The 15,581-nt window shown below is 36.8% G+C and carries 12 protein-coding genes; 9 read left to right on the top strand and 3 right to left on the bottom strand.

Going from position 1 to position 15,581, the window contains the following annotated elements; all coding sequences use genetic code 11:
- The first annotated feature begins 377 nt into the window (after positions 1 to 377).
- The 7 genes from ACY3XC_RS23900 (at position 378) to ACY3XC_RS23870 (ending at position 9,144) form a co-directional block, all read left to right on the top strand.
- Positions 378 to 1,166 carry a histidinol-phosphatase HisJ family protein gene (locus ACY3XC_RS23900; RefSeq protein WP_464870801.1) on the top strand — a complete coding sequence of 263 codons (789 nt, stop codon included), beginning with the start codon at positions 378 to 380 and terminating at the stop codon, positions 1,164 to 1,166.
- A 596-nt stretch (positions 1,167 to 1,762) separates the two neighbouring features.
- Entirely contained in the window at positions 1,763 to 3,082 is a 1,320-nt protein-coding gene (locus tag ACY3XC_RS23895; protein ID WP_464870800.1) for a short-chain fatty acid transporter, read from the top strand.
- Between the two features lie 200 nt (positions 3,083 to 3,282).
- The gene (locus ACY3XC_RS23890) at positions 3,283 to 4,122 is read left to right on the top strand and encodes a hypothetical protein (RefSeq protein ID WP_464870799.1); all 840 of its coding nucleotides are present in this window, start codon (positions 3,283 to 3,285) and stop codon (positions 4,120 to 4,122) included.
- A gap of 848 nt (positions 4,123 to 4,970) precedes the next feature.
- Entirely contained in the window at positions 4,971 to 5,567 is a 597-nt protein-coding gene (locus tag ACY3XC_RS23885; RefSeq protein ID WP_464870798.1) for a DUF5317 domain-containing protein, read from the top strand.
- Between the two features lie 177 nt (positions 5,568 to 5,744).
- Entirely contained in the window at positions 5,745 to 7,547 is a 1,803-nt protein-coding gene (locus ACY3XC_RS23880; protein ID WP_464870797.1) for a bifunctional diguanylate cyclase/phosphohydrolase, read from the top strand.
- 91 nt (positions 7,548 to 7,638) lie between these two features.
- Entirely contained in the window at positions 7,639 to 7,776 is a 138-nt protein-coding gene (locus ACY3XC_RS23875) for a hypothetical protein (RefSeq protein WP_464870796.1), read from the top strand.
- Positions 7,777 to 8,172: 396 nt separating this feature from the next.
- Complete coding sequence (locus ACY3XC_RS23870; protein ID WP_464870795.1) at positions 8,173 to 9,144, top strand: SMP-30/gluconolactonase/LRE family protein; 972 nt, start codon at positions 8,173 to 8,175, stop codon at positions 9,142 to 9,144.
- A 376-nt stretch (positions 9,145 to 9,520) separates the two neighbouring features.
- Here the strand turns inward: ACY3XC_RS23870 and ACY3XC_RS23865 are convergent, their stop codons facing one another.
- Entirely contained in the window at positions 9,521 to 10,636 is a 1,116-nt protein-coding gene (locus ACY3XC_RS23865; protein WP_464870794.1) for a diguanylate cyclase domain-containing protein, read from the bottom strand.
- A gap of 159 nt (positions 10,637 to 10,795) precedes the next feature.
- Complete coding sequence (locus tag ACY3XC_RS23860; protein WP_179158959.1) at positions 10,796 to 11,752, bottom strand: HD-GYP domain-containing protein; 957 nt, start codon at positions 11,750 to 11,752, stop codon at positions 10,796 to 10,798.
- A gap of 615 nt (positions 11,753 to 12,367) precedes the next feature.
- Between ACY3XC_RS23860 and ACY3XC_RS23855 the strand changes: the two genes are divergently transcribed.
- Positions 12,368 to 13,351 carry a C40 family peptidase gene (locus tag ACY3XC_RS23855; RefSeq protein WP_464870793.1) on the top strand — a complete coding sequence of 328 codons (984 nt, stop codon included), beginning with the start codon at positions 12,368 to 12,370 and terminating at the stop codon, positions 13,349 to 13,351.
- A 299-nt stretch (positions 13,352 to 13,650) separates the two neighbouring features.
- Positions 13,651 to 14,436, top strand: a complete 786-nt coding sequence (locus ACY3XC_RS23850) for a nuclease-related domain-containing protein (RefSeq protein WP_464870877.1) — start codon at positions 13,651 to 13,653, stop codon at positions 14,434 to 14,436.
- Here the strand turns inward: ACY3XC_RS23850 and ACY3XC_RS23845 are convergent.
- Positions 14,347 to 15,225: an AraC family transcriptional regulator gene (locus ACY3XC_RS23845; RefSeq protein WP_464870792.1), complete on the bottom strand. Its 879-nt coding sequence runs from the start codon at positions 15,223 to 15,225 to the stop codon at positions 14,347 to 14,349. The two genes, ACY3XC_RS23850 and ACY3XC_RS23845, sit on opposite strands and share 90 nt — an antisense overlap.
- Positions 15,226 to 15,581 lie beyond the last annotated feature (356 nt).

Here is a 15,581-nt window from a genome sequence, read left to right as displayed (position 1 = left end):
TTGTATTATTCATTTCGAAAATTGAAAAGAGTAAACATTCCTATATTCACATAAAAACCATGGGGACGGTTCTCATGGTCATATTCAAGGGCATCTCTTTTTGTTCAGACATAACAATATGAAAAAAAACACCGAAATCGACACCCTTTCACTTTTTAAAGTAATTCTTTGACGGCTGCTGCTATGTCTTTCGGAGTTTGTTTGTTGAATTCTTTAAAGTATTCGAGTTTAATAGAAAAAGAGAAAATCATTCATTTGATGTTTGAACAATCTGACAAAATTGTGCTCATCTCGCTATTAGGAAAATTTTAGTTCTAATATAGACAATTGTGAAAGATTTCACTATAGTAATTTTAAAAAAAGCAGGTGAAAAAACGATGTATGTAATGGATTATCATCATCACACCAATCATTCCTTTGACTCCACCGCTAGTATGGTGGAAGTATGTAAAAAAGCAATAGAAAACGAGATTCGAGAAATTTGCTTCACCGAGCATTTCTCCGTTAATCCCCTTGCGCCAACCTACGGTCACATCGTTTTTGAAAATTATTTACATGAGATTCGTGAATGTCAGGAGAAATTTCACAGCCAGTTAATCGTAAAAGCTGGAATTGAACTTTGCGAGCCTCACCTTTTAAAAGATCAATATGATGAAATACTGCAGCCACTAGACTTGGATTTCATCTTAGGTTCTGTCCATAATCTCAATAACCAGAAGCTTCGTCTCGCCCTCAACGAAGATCCTGCAACTGCCTATGAACGGTATTTCAATGCACTCTTGTCTATGGTATCTGCCTCAGATATAGATATCATCGCCCATTTCGACTTAATGAAACGATATGCCTATAAAGTACATGGCCTATATGATTTTCAAGAATATCAGGAAATCATCGAGCTCGTCCTAAGGAAAGCAATTGATAGAAATATAGGAATCGAGATTAATACCTCTGGACTCAGAACAAGTTTAAAACAGACGATGCCCTCCATCAAAATCATCCAGCTATACAAAGACCTCGGCGGAGAAATCCTAACCATTGGCTCAGACTCCCACAGCGCTGATACCGTTGGAGCAAACCTCACCGATGCGCTTTCATTAGCAAAGGAATGTGGATTTAACTATATATACAAATTTGAAAAAAGGAAGCCGATACCGGTAAAAATATAATTCATGGGGACCATGGAGACGGTTCTCATGGTCATATCCAAGGGCATCTCTTTTCGTTCAGACACAACCATATGTATGATGAAAGACAAATCAGGAGAGTTTCCAGTGAGATTAGTCCTTCATAAGCATGATCAAAGACAAATCAGGAGAGTTCCCAGTGAGATTAGTCCTTCATAAGCATGATGAAAGACAAATCAGGAGAGTTCCCAGTGAAATTAGTCCTTCATAAGCGTGATGAAGGACATATCAGAAAATTTCTTATTGAGATTAGTCCTTCATCGGGTCTTCGTGAGAAAAATCAACATCTGTCTTTAACAAAGCCAAAGATAAAAGCCATCAGAACCGTCCCCATGTCCACGCCATGCCCACCCATGTCCACTCGTCTTCTGGTAGATAAGGGTGTATGGCTAATGTTGCAAACTTCGAAAATATCGGGGAATGACAGGCACCAAAACTAATATTCTCCAGATTTCTTTGTTTTATTTTTAGGTATTTTTTCTTAATTTGTCAAAATATATAATCTAAATGGAGGAATTTCGGAATTTTTGTAAAATACCTAATAGTGTTGCAATAATACATCAAAAGGGGAGAACTTTATGAAAGTTTTGGTATCATTTTTTAACCGCATCATGCAGCGGTACTTGCCAGATCCATTTATTTTCGTCATCATTTTAACGTTTGTTGTATTTGGATTAGGCCTTATTTTCACAGATAACGGACCATACCAAATGGTCCAGCACTGGGGAAATGGCTTTTGGGCACTTCTTTCTTTTACGATGCAGATGGTCCTCGTATTAGTAACAGGACATGTCTTGGCAAGCAGCCATATATTTAAAAAAGGGTTAGGATCTCTTGCTTCATTCGCTAAGTCACCAGGGCAGGCAATTGTCATCGTAACCGTCGTATCGATGATTGCCAGCCTCATTAACTGGGGATTCGGGCTGGTCATTGGTGCTTTGTTTGCGAAGGAATTAGCGAAAAGAGTAGAAAATGTTGATTACAGGCTGCTAATTGCGAGCGCTTACTCAGGATTTCTCGTATGGCATGGAGGAATTTCAGGGTCTGTCCCATTAACCATTGCCACTCCGGGACATTTTACAGAAGATCTAATCGGTGTTATCCCAACAAGTGAAACGATTTTTTCAACCTTTAATATCGTGATTGTATTAGGGCTGCTTGTAACCATTCCTATTATCAACCGCTTAAGTATGCCGTCAAAGGAACAAACGATAACGGTTGACCCTGCACTCTTGGAGGGTGATTTCCAGGCAGCGGCCATTGAAAAAGAGGCTCTGACACCTGCTGACAGACTTGAAAACAGCAAATTTATTTCTCTATTAATTGGAGTACTTGGACTTGTTTTCCTGTTCTATTATTTCGCCACTAACGGATTTAAGCTAAACCTCGATATCGTCAATTTCTTATTTTTATTCCTTGGCATTCTACTCCACGGTACTCCAAAACAATTCTTGGATGCTGTGTTGAATGCGGTTAAAGGAGCGAGCGGCATTATCATCCAATTCCCTTTCTATGCCGGATTAATGGGATTGATGACGACCTCTGGATTAGCTGCCGTCATATCTGACTGGTTTATTGCAATTTCAAATGAATTTACCTTCCCGATGCTTGCCTTTTTAAGTGCCGGTATTGTCAACTTCTTCGTTCCATCTGGTGGAGGGCAATGGGCAGTTCAAGGTCCTATTATGCTGGATGCGGCGACACAACTTGGTGCATCCCTTCCAAAAACAGCGATGGCCGTTGCGTGGGGCGACGCCTGGACGAACATGATCCAGCCATTCTGGGCACTTCCCGCACTAGCAATCGCGGGTCTGAAGGCGAAGGACATCATGGGGTACCTTGTCATGGTCCTTGTTGTCAGCGGTGTAGTCATTTCACTAGGCTTCTTATTCTTCTAAAACAGCAGAGAGGATGATTCAGAGAAAATGAATCATCCTCTCTTTTTATGGTGGGTTTTTCCGATCAATGATAGAGTCAGAAAAGCCAGAACCGTCCTTGCGGCTCATCGTCCATAATTCTGTCACAACTTTCCACAAATCACCCTGTCCTTTTGCCCTCTAGATTCCTATATAGAGGGTAGAAAGGCTGGTGCATTTTTGTGAATTTGAAATCAGGCAGAATTGAAGGGTTTGAAGGGTATTCTCAGTTTAAAAGTGTGAAGGAGTTCAATACGCATATAGAGATGTGGTTAGCGGTGAAGAAGCATGAGTTCTCGAAGGGAGAGCTTGTTGGCTTGAAGCGGCTGGTTCGTTTCTCTGTAAAAGTGCCAGGGGTTTCCAATGCAAAGATTGGGACTTTGTTAAAAGCGATTAATGAAGAGTATCAAGGGAATGGAATCTCCCGCTCTACGTTTAAACGGATGACCATCAAAGCCAAGGAATTGGGAATCCTTACCATCTATGAAACCGAACGAAAAAATGGAGCACAGACTAGTAATTTATACAGCTTTAATCGTTTTCCACAAAGTGAACCACCCAAAGCGGAAAAATTGAACCACCCTAAAGAAACTAATAATCTTTTAAAAACGAATATTAAAAAGACTACTAAACGTAACGAAGCGCCGATTGAACTCGATCATACTTTTGTTTCTGAAAAAATCCCACAAACATTTGTCCAACTCGTAAAATACTTCTTCTCCGACGCAAAGACGATTGAAGAATACTGGCATATGGTTCAAATTGCTGCTTTTAGATTTGAATGTCATCAACACACTGATGATGTTCTCTCCATTGCGATTCAGTCCTTTAAGCAGCTGGTGCGTAAACTGAAATCTACCAAAGCTGTAGCAAAACCGATTGCTTTCTTTTATGGAATTTTAACCAACAAACTAAAAGAACACTATCTCCAGCAGTTACTTGAAAATGAGAGTAAGCCGTTGCACTATGTTCTCCGAAACTTAGAAGTCGTATACTATGACTGGATGCACACGGAGTCTTAATTTTGGGGAGTAAAGGTTGCCATTTGGCGGTTCTTATGGTCCCTTTAATTTTATTTCACCTAGCTTTTTTCGGTGCTCCTGAATCTATGAATCTTTGTGTTGTGAGGTTAACGGAACCTTCTCTTTTCTCTACTTTTGAGAATAGTATTTCCGTGAATAAAATAGATTTGAAGTAGAAGTGTGGAGTGGTACCAAACCTCATAATACAAATATCACCATTTTCACTATACCAACTTTTCGACACTTTCCAACGCTTCTTAGAGGTACAAACCCTGCATTGCCAACATATACAGCGATTCTAATCAATCGATTAGTTAATCCCAATCTCACTAATCAAACGTTGGATTAGATAGACACTGAGTCCCATTAGGATGAGAACTTTAATTGTTTTCAAATGAATAATTTGCCGAAGGAAAATAGAAAGTATTTATGACCTTCCTCAAAATAGACAATAGAAACTAATAAACGTCATAACCTGACACACATATCCTATACAAAATGCCAATTAAACGTTTGATTAAAAGCGCTATAAACCCTTATATAAAAACGAACCTGGGCAGTTTTCTAGTGAGTTTTTTGTCGTGGATATAGCCTTGTGTTCTTAATCAATCTTTTCTATCCCACAACCAATAACCATGGTGAACTCTACAAATATATAGCTAAAACTTGAATAAGGAAGCCACCAGAACCGTCCCCCGTACTTTTTTACAAAAAAAACACGTAAATTTCACAAATTTCTATTGTATTCGACAAAATACAACAATATGATGTTTATTGTAGGAATATTTACCCAATATAAAATCTTCTCTTTTATCAAACTTATATCGAGCATAGGCAGGTAAAAATTAATGGTATTTGATGGTATAATCATTTCATTTATTGTCGGTTTATTTAGGAAAGGGAACTTAAGAGCCTTCTCTCAGCTAAATCTTAAGTGGGGATGGGTATTCCCACTACTATTGGTTGTTCAATTAACGGTTTTTACCCTCCAAAACAATAGTGAATTTTTAGGACAATTGAGCGGCTCTATTTATATCTTAGTCTATATGATTGGCTTGCTATTTTTATTTTTAAATCGCAAGAATCCTGGTTTTATCCTTATTTTTATTGGTGTATTTCTAAACTTTCTAGTGATGGTCGTGAATGGGGGCAGAATGCCCGTTTCCGTAGAGTCTGCAGCCGTTTTAGACCCTGGTTACATTGAAGCGCTAAAAGAAAGCTTGTATGCCAAGCATACCATGTTAACTTCTACTACTCATCTTGGATTTTTGGGTGATGTGATTCCAATTTCTGATCCCTACCCGCGTACACAAATCATTAGTATCGGCGATATTATTATGAATATCGGAATCTTCTTTTTCATTCAATACATCATGGTCCGACATCCGCTGGCAAAAAAGAGTGATCTTTCTCCCCTATCCATGAAGGGGGGTGAACAAGGATGAAAAAAGACCAAAGACATGGACTTAAATTGACTGGCATGATTTACAATGCAATTATTATTGGATCTGTAATTGTTGCTTTAACTTCTGGATTTAGACTAATATAATCCTAAAGTAGTATTAAAATGGGGAAAGTGACCTATCACTTTCTCCTATCTTATTATGAGAGTGATGAACAAAATGCAGTTTTTAAAGTCAACCACTAATAAATACCTTTTTATTGTCTCGGTTTTAGGCATCATCGCCTTTATAGCAATATATGATCTTAAAATTCATTCATCTTCCGAATGGCTGATCACGATTGCACTGGCAGGAGCTATATTACTTTTAAATCATCATCCTATAGTACTTCCCCCAAAGGGTAACTCTCTTTCTATGGATTCTTCTATATTCCTTGCAAGTCTTTTTTTATTTGGACTAAATTTAACTTTGGCGGTATTGCTAATTAATTCGATTTTATTTGCACTGACACAACGAAAAATTGTCTGGTGGAAACATATATTTAATTTTTCTATTTATGTTTTAATGATCACTAGTACTTATTATATATTCATTTTAACTGGGGGTACCATCGATGGTATCCAAGTCAATAACATCGTTCCTTATTTAATTTCTTTTAGCATTTACTTTGCCCTGAATGTCTTTTTTATCGGATATTTCTTCATTCTGGCAGCTGCTGAAAGTTTAGAAAATGTAGTTAGAGAACTTATTAAAGAGGCCATTTCCCCTTATATGAGTACGCTCATGCTGTCATTAGTACTGGCCATATTAATGAGTTACGAAAGATTATTTGGACTTTTCCTGTTTGTCTGTATTGCTTTTTTACTGTCGTTAGCCTTTAAGCAGCACTTTCATTTATTTAAGGAAATTTCAGAGAAAGCAAACAAAGACTTTTTAACCGGACTTAATAATCATGGGTATTTTAAAGAGATTTTAGAAAAAGAAGTAACGGTCGCGAAGGAAAGCGATCAGCCACTTTGTATCGTTCTGCTTGATATCGATGATTTTAAAAAATATAACGATTTATACGGTCACATCCAAGGTGATCATTTGCTTCAGGAATTTGGCCAACTTGTCAAAGCCGCTTCGGAGGTGGAAAATTACCCGGTTGCCCGCTATGGCGGTGAGGAATTTTCAATTATAATGCCTAATACAACCCCTCAAAGGGCCATTTCATTTATGAATGAACTACGGAAGAAGACAAATGATACCTACTTCGATGGGGTGGAAAGTCTGCCCTATGGCTGCTTATCCTTTTCAGCGGGAATTGCGGAATGCGAAAAAGAAACCTATAACATTTCGGAACTGCTAAACAAGGCAGATCAAGCCATGTATGCAGCGAAGGGTCAAGGAAAAAACCTTGTTCAAATTTACAATCAATATTCCGAATACTCAGTCCAGCGCTCCCTCTCCTTAGAAAAGGAATTGGAAGAAGCAGAACAGCAGCTGCGAATCTTTCTCTCTAAGGATGTCTATACATACCGTCATAGTAAACGTGTGTATCAGTATGCCGTGAACTTTTCAAGGATGGTATCCTTAAGTGACTATGAACGGAAGACGTTAATTCTTGGTGCATTAATCCATGACATCGGGAAAATTGAAGTCCCTCGGGATATTCTCCAAAAAAAGGGGAAACTTGAACCACATGAATGGGAGATTATGAAAAAACATGTCACCTGGGGCAAAGAAATCGTTTCAGTGAATAAGAAATTAGAAGACTTGATTCCATTAGTGGAGCTGCACCATGAACGCTTTGACGGAAATGGCTATCCCTATGGGTTAAAAGAAAAATCAATACCTAAACTGGCCCGTATCCTATGTATCATCGACTCATTCGACGCGATGACCACCGAACGGCCCTATCAAAAAACCAAAACATTCAACGAAGCATTCGAAGAATTACGGGCCTGCTCCGGAAAACAATTCGACCCCCAATTCATCGAACCCTTCATCGCCATGATCAAACAAATGGACGAAGGGTGACAGGCACCATTTATTCATTTTTAACCATTTATACATCTTTTTCTGTATATTTGTCTATGATTTTAGCCCTCAAACGAAGTTTGAGGGCTTTTTGGTATTTTCACTATACCATCTTTTCGACACTTTCCACCGCTCCTTAGAAGGTACAAACCCTGCATTGCCAACATTTGCAGCGATTCTAATCAATCGATTAGTTAATCCCAATGCCACTAATCAAACGTTTGATTAGATAGACACTGAGTCCCTTTATTATGGGAACCTTCTATTTATTATAAAGGTTTAATTTGCTATTTCCCAATTTAAACGGAAATTCTCCGCTTATTTTCCAAACACAGTAAAATCAACATTCGGCTTTAACACAGCAAAAACTTTAATAAGAAAACCACCAGAACCGTCGCCACAGTCTTTAAAACTCCTAGTCTACCAAAATATACATAAATTAAATAGAAGAAAAAACTACTTATTTTCAATCAAATTCAGATATTTCCTTATATTGTTTATATTCACAATATATTGTTAAATTGAGCGATACAGGCTTTCATCCCTATTTCAGAAATCAGAGAGATGAATAATTGAAAGATTTATCATTTGACCTTAATAGGTTAAACAAGGAGGAATGTATAAAATGAAAAAAAGGGTATTAGCAGTAACCGTATTAATCATACTCTCCCTTATTACTGTTACAGTCGTTGGAGCAAAAGCGTTATATGTAACAAAACCAGTGCCAAAAGGAGAAAGACATTCCATTTCAGAGATTGTCCAACCTAGTAGTCAATGGGAAAAGGTAGCGACCGGAAGTGGATTTATGGAGGGCATTAACTTCGACCGGAGCGGAAACATTTGGATGGTCAGTCCGCCTACAGGCGAAATTATTAAGGTCGAAGACGATAAGCTTTCAATCGTAGAAACATATGTAGGCGACCTCCCTGTAGGGACAAAGTTTCACAAGGATGGACGCCTTTTTATCACAGATGTTACTGGAAAACTTTACGCCTATGACCCTGTTACTAGAAAGCGTACGACCATTGTTAATTCTTACAATGGCAAACCTTTAAATGGACTAAATGACCTCGTATTTGACCAAGCTGGCGGACTTTACTTTACAGAACCAATGGGATCGAGTGCAACGAATCCAATAGGCCGTGTCTTCTACCTGCCGCCAGATGGTTCAGGATTACAACTTTTCCAAGAAGGTATTGCTTATCCTAATGGGATTGCGATTTCAGCGAACGGTCAACGTGTTTATATCTCTGAGTTCGCGACAAATCGAATTATCTCTGTACCTTCAAAGAATGCTAAAGACACTCGTGAAACGCCGTTTGTCTTCGGTCAATTTGAAGGCGGAATCGGTCCAGATGGTTTGGCCGTCGATACAGAGGGCAATCTTTATGTAGCCCATTTCCAGGCTGGCGAAATTGTCGTACTTGATGCAAGTGGATTTAAATACGGTACCATTCGCCTGCCTAAGGACGCAGGGACTTTTACCACCAATCTGACTTTTCATAATGGATACCTTTATGTAACAGAGTCATTGAAAAACGAAGTCTGGCGGATTAAGGTCCAAAAGGAAGGTTTGCAGCCTTACGGGTTGCAATAGAACGATCAATAATAGAGGTTTTTATGGATAATTTATAGCAAGAAAATAATAGTTTCTCCCTTCTACAAAAATCTCTCGGATTTTCTGGGGCTGTCACAAAACTTTTTTTGTGGCAGCTTTTCCTATTACATTGTGAAAGATAAAAAATTTTTTTCAAAAAAGAGCTATACTTTTTAAGATTGTTTGTCGATAATATTAAATGTAGCTTGCTTCTCCTAGCAAGTTGCTAGTATTATTTCACTAGAGCTGTCCATTTTAGGGCAGCTCTTTTTATTGAGAAAAAGTTGTTATCTCACATAAGACCGTCTTTTGTGAGATATGAAAAAAACTATCAATGCGCGTAAAAGCATCTCTTTCAATAGTTCAAAAAGTAAGGCTACTTTATAGTCATCGTAAATTCTTTTTTTCTGTTACTATCATATAATTGATAATTATTTTTGCCTTTATTCTTAGCCTCATACATAGCCATGTCAGCGTGTTTTAAGAGCTCCTCTCCATCTTCACCATCTTTGGGAAAAAGTGAAATCCCTATGCTTGGGGTAACAATAACCTCATTATTTTTAATCATGAAATGCGAACTTACTGTTTTTAAAATACTTTCCGCCACTTGAACGGCATTAAGTTGGTTTGAATCTGGCAAAAGTATCACAAATTCATCTCCTGCCCATCTTGCTGCTGTCCCTATTTTTTCTACACATTTTCTTAATCGGATTGACACTTCTTGTAAAAGAAGATCGCCAACTGCATGACCTAGCTTGTCATTCACACCTTTGAATCCATCCAGATCAATAAATAATATGGCAATTTGTTTATGATGATCTTTCGCATTCGTAAAAGCTGTTTCCGTATACTTATTCAACAGGTTTCTATTGGGTAACCCTGTTAATTGATCGTGGTAAACCATATAATCAATAGTTTCCTCTGCTTTTTTACGTTCGGTTATATCTCTATCAATACTTAAAATCGCCTTTTTCCCCATAAACCTAATTCTTGTAGTTGATGCTTCGATGTCAACGACTTGTCCATCTAGACGAAGTAATTTTTGTTCCATACGATCAAGTGGGTTTTTACTCTCTTGAAATGCTTTTTTAATCTGTGATATTACAATGTCTCGGAAGTCTGGATGAACTAAATCCATAATAGGCTTGCCTATCAGCTCACCTATTTTATTTGCCCCAAGAATTTTAGCCCCCGAAGGATTTGTATAAAGAAGTTTTTCCCCATCGTGAACAAGAATTGCATCTGGTGATAATTCAATTAAAGAACGATGCCGTTCTTCACTTTCTTTTAAATCGTTTATTAATTTTCTTTCAAACAAAAAAGAAAATAAGAACAGAACTATTAATATCAGCAAAGTGATCGTATCAAAAAAGTCTTCTTCCACTGAATTTATAGGGAAACCAAAAAAAGCAAGAATTTGTTCATCATAGTAGTACGTTAATAAAGTGACAAACATTAAAACTAAGATCACCTTAAATTGATTTGACCTCATATTTTTCATCCTTTCGGTAGCCCATTTAAGCAAAAACAAAAGCTATTGGTCTCCTCAATATTGTTTAACCAAAGATGCTGCTTATTACTAACTTTCATGCGGAAATAGAAAAAAGTCTTGAAGTTGGTTCACCTGGAATCATAGCAGGTCAATAAAATACTATTTTAAATGAATCGAAACGATTCCATTACTATTTCTTTCAGGTTCCTTATCTTTCATAGGATTAAACAGACTAAGAAAAACATCAACTATTTCAGGATCAAATTGTGTCCCTTTATTATTACGAATCTCATTCAAAACATGATCAAGATCCAGTGCCTCTCTATATACACGTTTGGTAGACATTGCATCAAAAGTATCAGCAACTGCTACTATTCGAGCGACTAGTGGTATTTCATTTCCTTTTAATCCTTTAGGATAACCTTTGCCATCATAACGTTCATGGTGATATAAAACGATATCTAAAACCCCATTTTCTTTAAAAGTTGAAATATGCTTAATCATCTCATAACCAATAGTTGGATGAGTTTTTATAGTATTATATTCATAATCTGTTAATTTCCCAGACTTACGCATGATATATTCAGGAATACCGATTTTCCCAATATCGTGAAGTAATCCTCCAGTATGAATGACATTACACAAGTCTTTTTTCAATTTCATTTTTTCTGCGATTTGAACAGCATATTTTGCTACGTTTTCGGAATGATATTTGGTATAGGTATCTCTTGAGTCTAATGCGTTGGATAGTGCTTTTATTAATTCCAAATGATCTTCTTTTACTTTCTGAACCTTCTTCATAAGTGCAACTGAGATAAAAGTTATTAAAAGATACGTAAACAAATATGTCAAAAATGTTGTTAAATCAGATGATACTTCAGGTAATAGGATAAATCTGCAAGTAACCACTAAACCTGAAAGAAGAAAAATAAACCAAATAGAAAAGTTATAAAATCCAATACCTAAAAATATTGCACAAAAGATGTATAGGATATAAACATTACTGTCTTTATCAATAGTCAACCAACTTACAGTTATTCCTACTATTAATAGGATAAAAAAACAATATCGAAAAGTAATAGGATAATTTAAAAGTCTAAAAAATTTATTAAACATAATTCTCTCCTTTTATACGTTTACCTTACTCCTTCAGTACCTTCATTTAGCACATTCTTAATTATGCTTTAGTCATGTTAGACTGTATAGTACCCATCATTCCTATTTCAATTAGGAAGTGATTCCTAAAAAGAGTTTATCAACATCAAAAGGATGTTCTATTTTTTGTAAAATTATTGGTAAAACAAAATTTCATACCAGCTCTTGATAATTGTACGAAATAAATAAACTTGTTTCATTGGTATTTAATTGGAATTTACGGGAACTTTACTTTGATTGTTAGTCTCTTTGAACTAACGCCCGTTTGTTTACAAGCAGAGACACAAGCTGATTCAGATGTAGAAGCTAAGAAAACAGAATTAACCAATACAGCGAACTAACTACAGAAAATCAAAAAGCAGGCTGACAATAATCAGCCTGCTTTTATTAATTGATTTGGTTTCCACCTGGTTCGTAGTCCCTATAAGACTCTATTTTTAATGGTGGTAAAATAATGTATTTCAACCAACAAATTGAGGGTTCATTTACTACTTAAATGACGTTATGATGAATCTCGTTGGACAAGCACACGAAAAAACAGGCATAACATAAATAACCAATAGGAGTGTGTTGTTATTGAAAAAACAAATCATTACGGCTGCTATGACATTAGGAATTATGGCTACTGGATTTTCTAATCAAGCAGACGCACATGAGTTAACATACAAAGTACAATCTGGCGATACCCTATGGAAGATTGCCACAACAAACAATCTATCCGTTCCTGATATCATGCAATATAACAATCTATCGGTTTCCACGATCTATCTCGGCCAAGAACTTTCATTACTAGCACCACATTCACATGAAATAGGACCACAAACAGCAACCTACACCGTCAAATCAGGCGATAGCCTTTCATTAATTGCGAAAATCCTCCATACAACAGTAATCGAACTAAAAACATTGAATAATTTAACATCTGATGTAATCCAAATTGGACAATTGTTAAAAGTTCCTGCTGGCACACATACTGCACCAGAACCAACTCCAGCATCAGCCAAAACCTATACGGTTCAATCAGGTGACACGCTATGGAGAGTGGCTACAAGCAATGGCTTAACAGTGACTCAATTAAAGTCTTACAACAACTTAACAAGTGATTTCCTGCGTGTTGGGCAAGTACTTCAATTAACACCAGGCACAACCGTTGAACCTGCACCGGTTCCTGCTCCAACTCCAGTACCAGAAGTGGCTCCATTTAATGCGGATGCGTTAATTGCAGAAGGAAAGAATTACATTGGCGTGCAGTATGTATGGGGCGGAAATACACCTGCTGGTTTTGACTGCTCTGGTTTCTTAAAGTATGTGTTTAACACACAAGGCATCACGATTCCAAGAACCGTTGCAACAATTTGGGCGGCGGCAACACCTATATCTGCTCCACAAAAAGGTGATTTGGTCTTCTTTACTACCTATGCTCCAGGAGCGTCTCATGCGGGAATTTACCTTGGAGATAACAAATTCCTTCATGCTGGCTCTTCTACGGGTGTGACCATTTCCGATATGAACAATTCCTACTGGAAGTCACGCTATTTAGGGGCAAAGTCTTTACAATAATATCGAGGCTTCTATCTTCTCAATATTATTGATTTATTGTAATAAATTATTCACTAAAGGTATGTAACAACCAATACAGGTGAAAGAGATGACACTTCTTTGGAAGAATCAATCTCTTTCATCTTTTTTATTTTGATAAGGTTTGATCAGAAATAAAATTTCATTTGAAAACACCTGTAAATATTTAACGGAATCTTCACACCCATCTGCTCAATTTTTTTATAAAATAGACTTAGGAATATTGAAGGGAAGTGGATTATGCACTTAGAGGAAGAACAGAATCAGATGAATTGTTGAAAATGCGATCATTAAACACGCGGATGAAGTTATCACAAGAAGAAAAGTTTCATTATTTCAACCTGGAAAAGGGTTATGAAGGTGAGGTGAAATTTGACCGAATGGCAGAAAATCTTCAAGAAGAAAGATATGCCATCAATGACTTGCTGCTTAAAGTAAATAATTCTTATTTTCAGATTGATACAACTTTTGTTTCGCAAGAAGTCATTCGCCTCTTGGATGTGAAAAATTTTGAAGGAGACTTCTGCCTGGAAAAGGACAGATTTTTCCTCGTTAAAACCGGCCGCGAATATAAAAATCCAATCGATCAATTAAACAAATGCGCATCGCAATTCCGCCAACTGCTCCAAGACCTCAAGCTTAATTACCTCGTTGAAGCCACCATTATTTTTATTAACCCTGAATTCACTTTATACAACGCGCAAGTGGACCACCCCATTATTCTTCCCAATCAGGTGAATCGGTTTTTAAAAAGTATAAATGATACATCATCAAAGTTGAATGAGGGTCACAAAAAATTGGCCCAACAATTGCTATCATTGCATCAAACTAAGAATCCATTTTCACAGGTACCTAACTATCAATATGAGGAGCTGGTAAAGAAAATTTATTGTAAGTATTGTAATTCCTTTTCGGTTTCTTTACAAAACCTCTCTTTTTCAACTCTCCCTTGTCCGAAGCTCTCACGGCTTCAGACACTATCTTGCCTTTTTAGCTTTCTTTTCCTTTACCGGCATCCAAATTTCGCTATATACATTTTCATACGTACCATCATGTTTTGTAAATGAAATGCCGGGCAATTCAGTTATTTCATAATCGGAGGATGGCAGCCATTCAGAATAAATTTTCGCAGTGGTTTCTTGAAGGGTAGCAGGAAACGGTCCTTTATTCGGGAAAATGGCCCATAAACTTTCTTCGATAGAAAGTTGTTCTAAATCATCGAATGGATTTCCTTTTGTCGTTGCAAACCCAACCATATGTGTTAAGGATCCTTTTTCCTCCAAGTACCCATCATCAAAATCATAAGATACATTCAAAACTTGATGAGGATATAAATCCGCTAATTGGTGCATTTCATTTCTTTGTTGTTCCGTAATGGACTTGGCTAGTTCCAAAATTGCATGATTGACACCTTCGAATTGTATCGGCACCCTTTTCGATACTCCTACAATATTAAATTTCTTTTTCCTTTCAATTTTGAATTCCATGGAAGTTCCTCCCCTTATATCTATAAAAAATGTAAATTTAGGAAATGATTTTTGAATTTTATTTTTCGCTACTTCTGAAGGTAAGAAGCCACACCATTCACGAAAGGCTCTTGAAAACCCTTCGATGGATTGATAGCCATATTTATAGGCAATATCTGTCACTTTTGCCCCGTTGATTAATTCAACATTTGCGAAAGATAATCTCCTGTTTTTGATATATTCATTCAATGACATTCCAGCCATATACGAAAACATTCTTTTAAAATGATAATCAGATAGCCCGACAATTTTTGATATTTCTTTCCCAGAGATTTCTGTTGTCAAATGTTCTTCGATGTAGTCCATTAAATGATTGAATTCTTGTAACATTTCATTTCCCTCCTTTATAGATACATCATATCGTTAGCATTGATTTTTCACTCGATATTTTCTATACGGATTTTATCGGATTAGGATGAATGGCAGCTATGGTTCTTTTGGAAGTATCAATTTCTTCATATCTAATCAAATATTGCATAATAGGCAAGTGGACAACGTCAATGTGGTTGTTTTCCTTGGCCAAATCCTCTTCTTTATGAAAATGGCCAGTCCCTCAAATGCAAGTAATGATCAAAATCAATTTTTGTGAGATAAATCACATTTCTCTATTATTAATAGTGCTATCATTAATAATGAGATTAGATAATAATCTCCTAAAAGCAGCGGTTTTTTTCTCACTAATAGTC

This window comes from Bacillus sp. CZDM1 (genome assembly GCF_055502545.1).
This window is presented reverse-complemented; position numbering and strand designations above follow the sequence as displayed.

What these genes read in the sequence shown, in the direction of transcription:
- ACY3XC_RS23860 (WP_179158959.1), bottom strand. Translation starts at nt 11,752, where the DNA reads ATGTTTAATAAATTTTTTAGACTTTTAAATTATCCTATTACTTTTCGA.
- ACY3XC_RS23900 (WP_464870801.1), top strand. Translation starts at nt 378, where the DNA reads ATGTATGTAATGGATTATCATCATCACACCAATCATTCCTTTGACTCC.
- ACY3XC_RS23870 (WP_464870795.1), top strand. Translation starts at nt 8,173, where the DNA reads ATGAAAAAAAGGGTATTAGCAGTAACCGTATTAATCATACTCTCCCTT.
- ACY3XC_RS23880 (WP_464870797.1), top strand. Translation starts at nt 5,745, where the DNA reads ATGCAGTTTTTAAAGTCAACCACTAATAAATACCTTTTTATTGTCTCG.
- ACY3XC_RS23850 (WP_464870877.1), top strand. Translation starts at nt 13,651, where the DNA reads ATGCGATCATTAAACACGCGGATGAAGTTATCACAAGAAGAAAAGTTT.
- ACY3XC_RS23845 (WP_464870792.1), bottom strand. Translation starts at nt 15,225, where the DNA reads ATGTTACAAGAATTCAATCATTTAATGGACTACATCGAAGAACATTTG.
- ACY3XC_RS23885 (WP_464870798.1), top strand. Translation starts at nt 4,971, where the DNA reads ATGGTATTTGATGGTATAATCATTTCATTTATTGTCGGTTTATTTAGG.
- ACY3XC_RS23865 (WP_464870794.1), bottom strand. Translation starts at nt 10,636, where the DNA reads ATGAGGTCAAATCAATTTAAGGTGATCTTAGTTTTAATGTTTGTCACT.
- ACY3XC_RS23895 (WP_464870800.1), top strand. Translation starts at nt 1,763, where the DNA reads ATGAAAGTTTTGGTATCATTTTTTAACCGCATCATGCAGCGGTACTTG.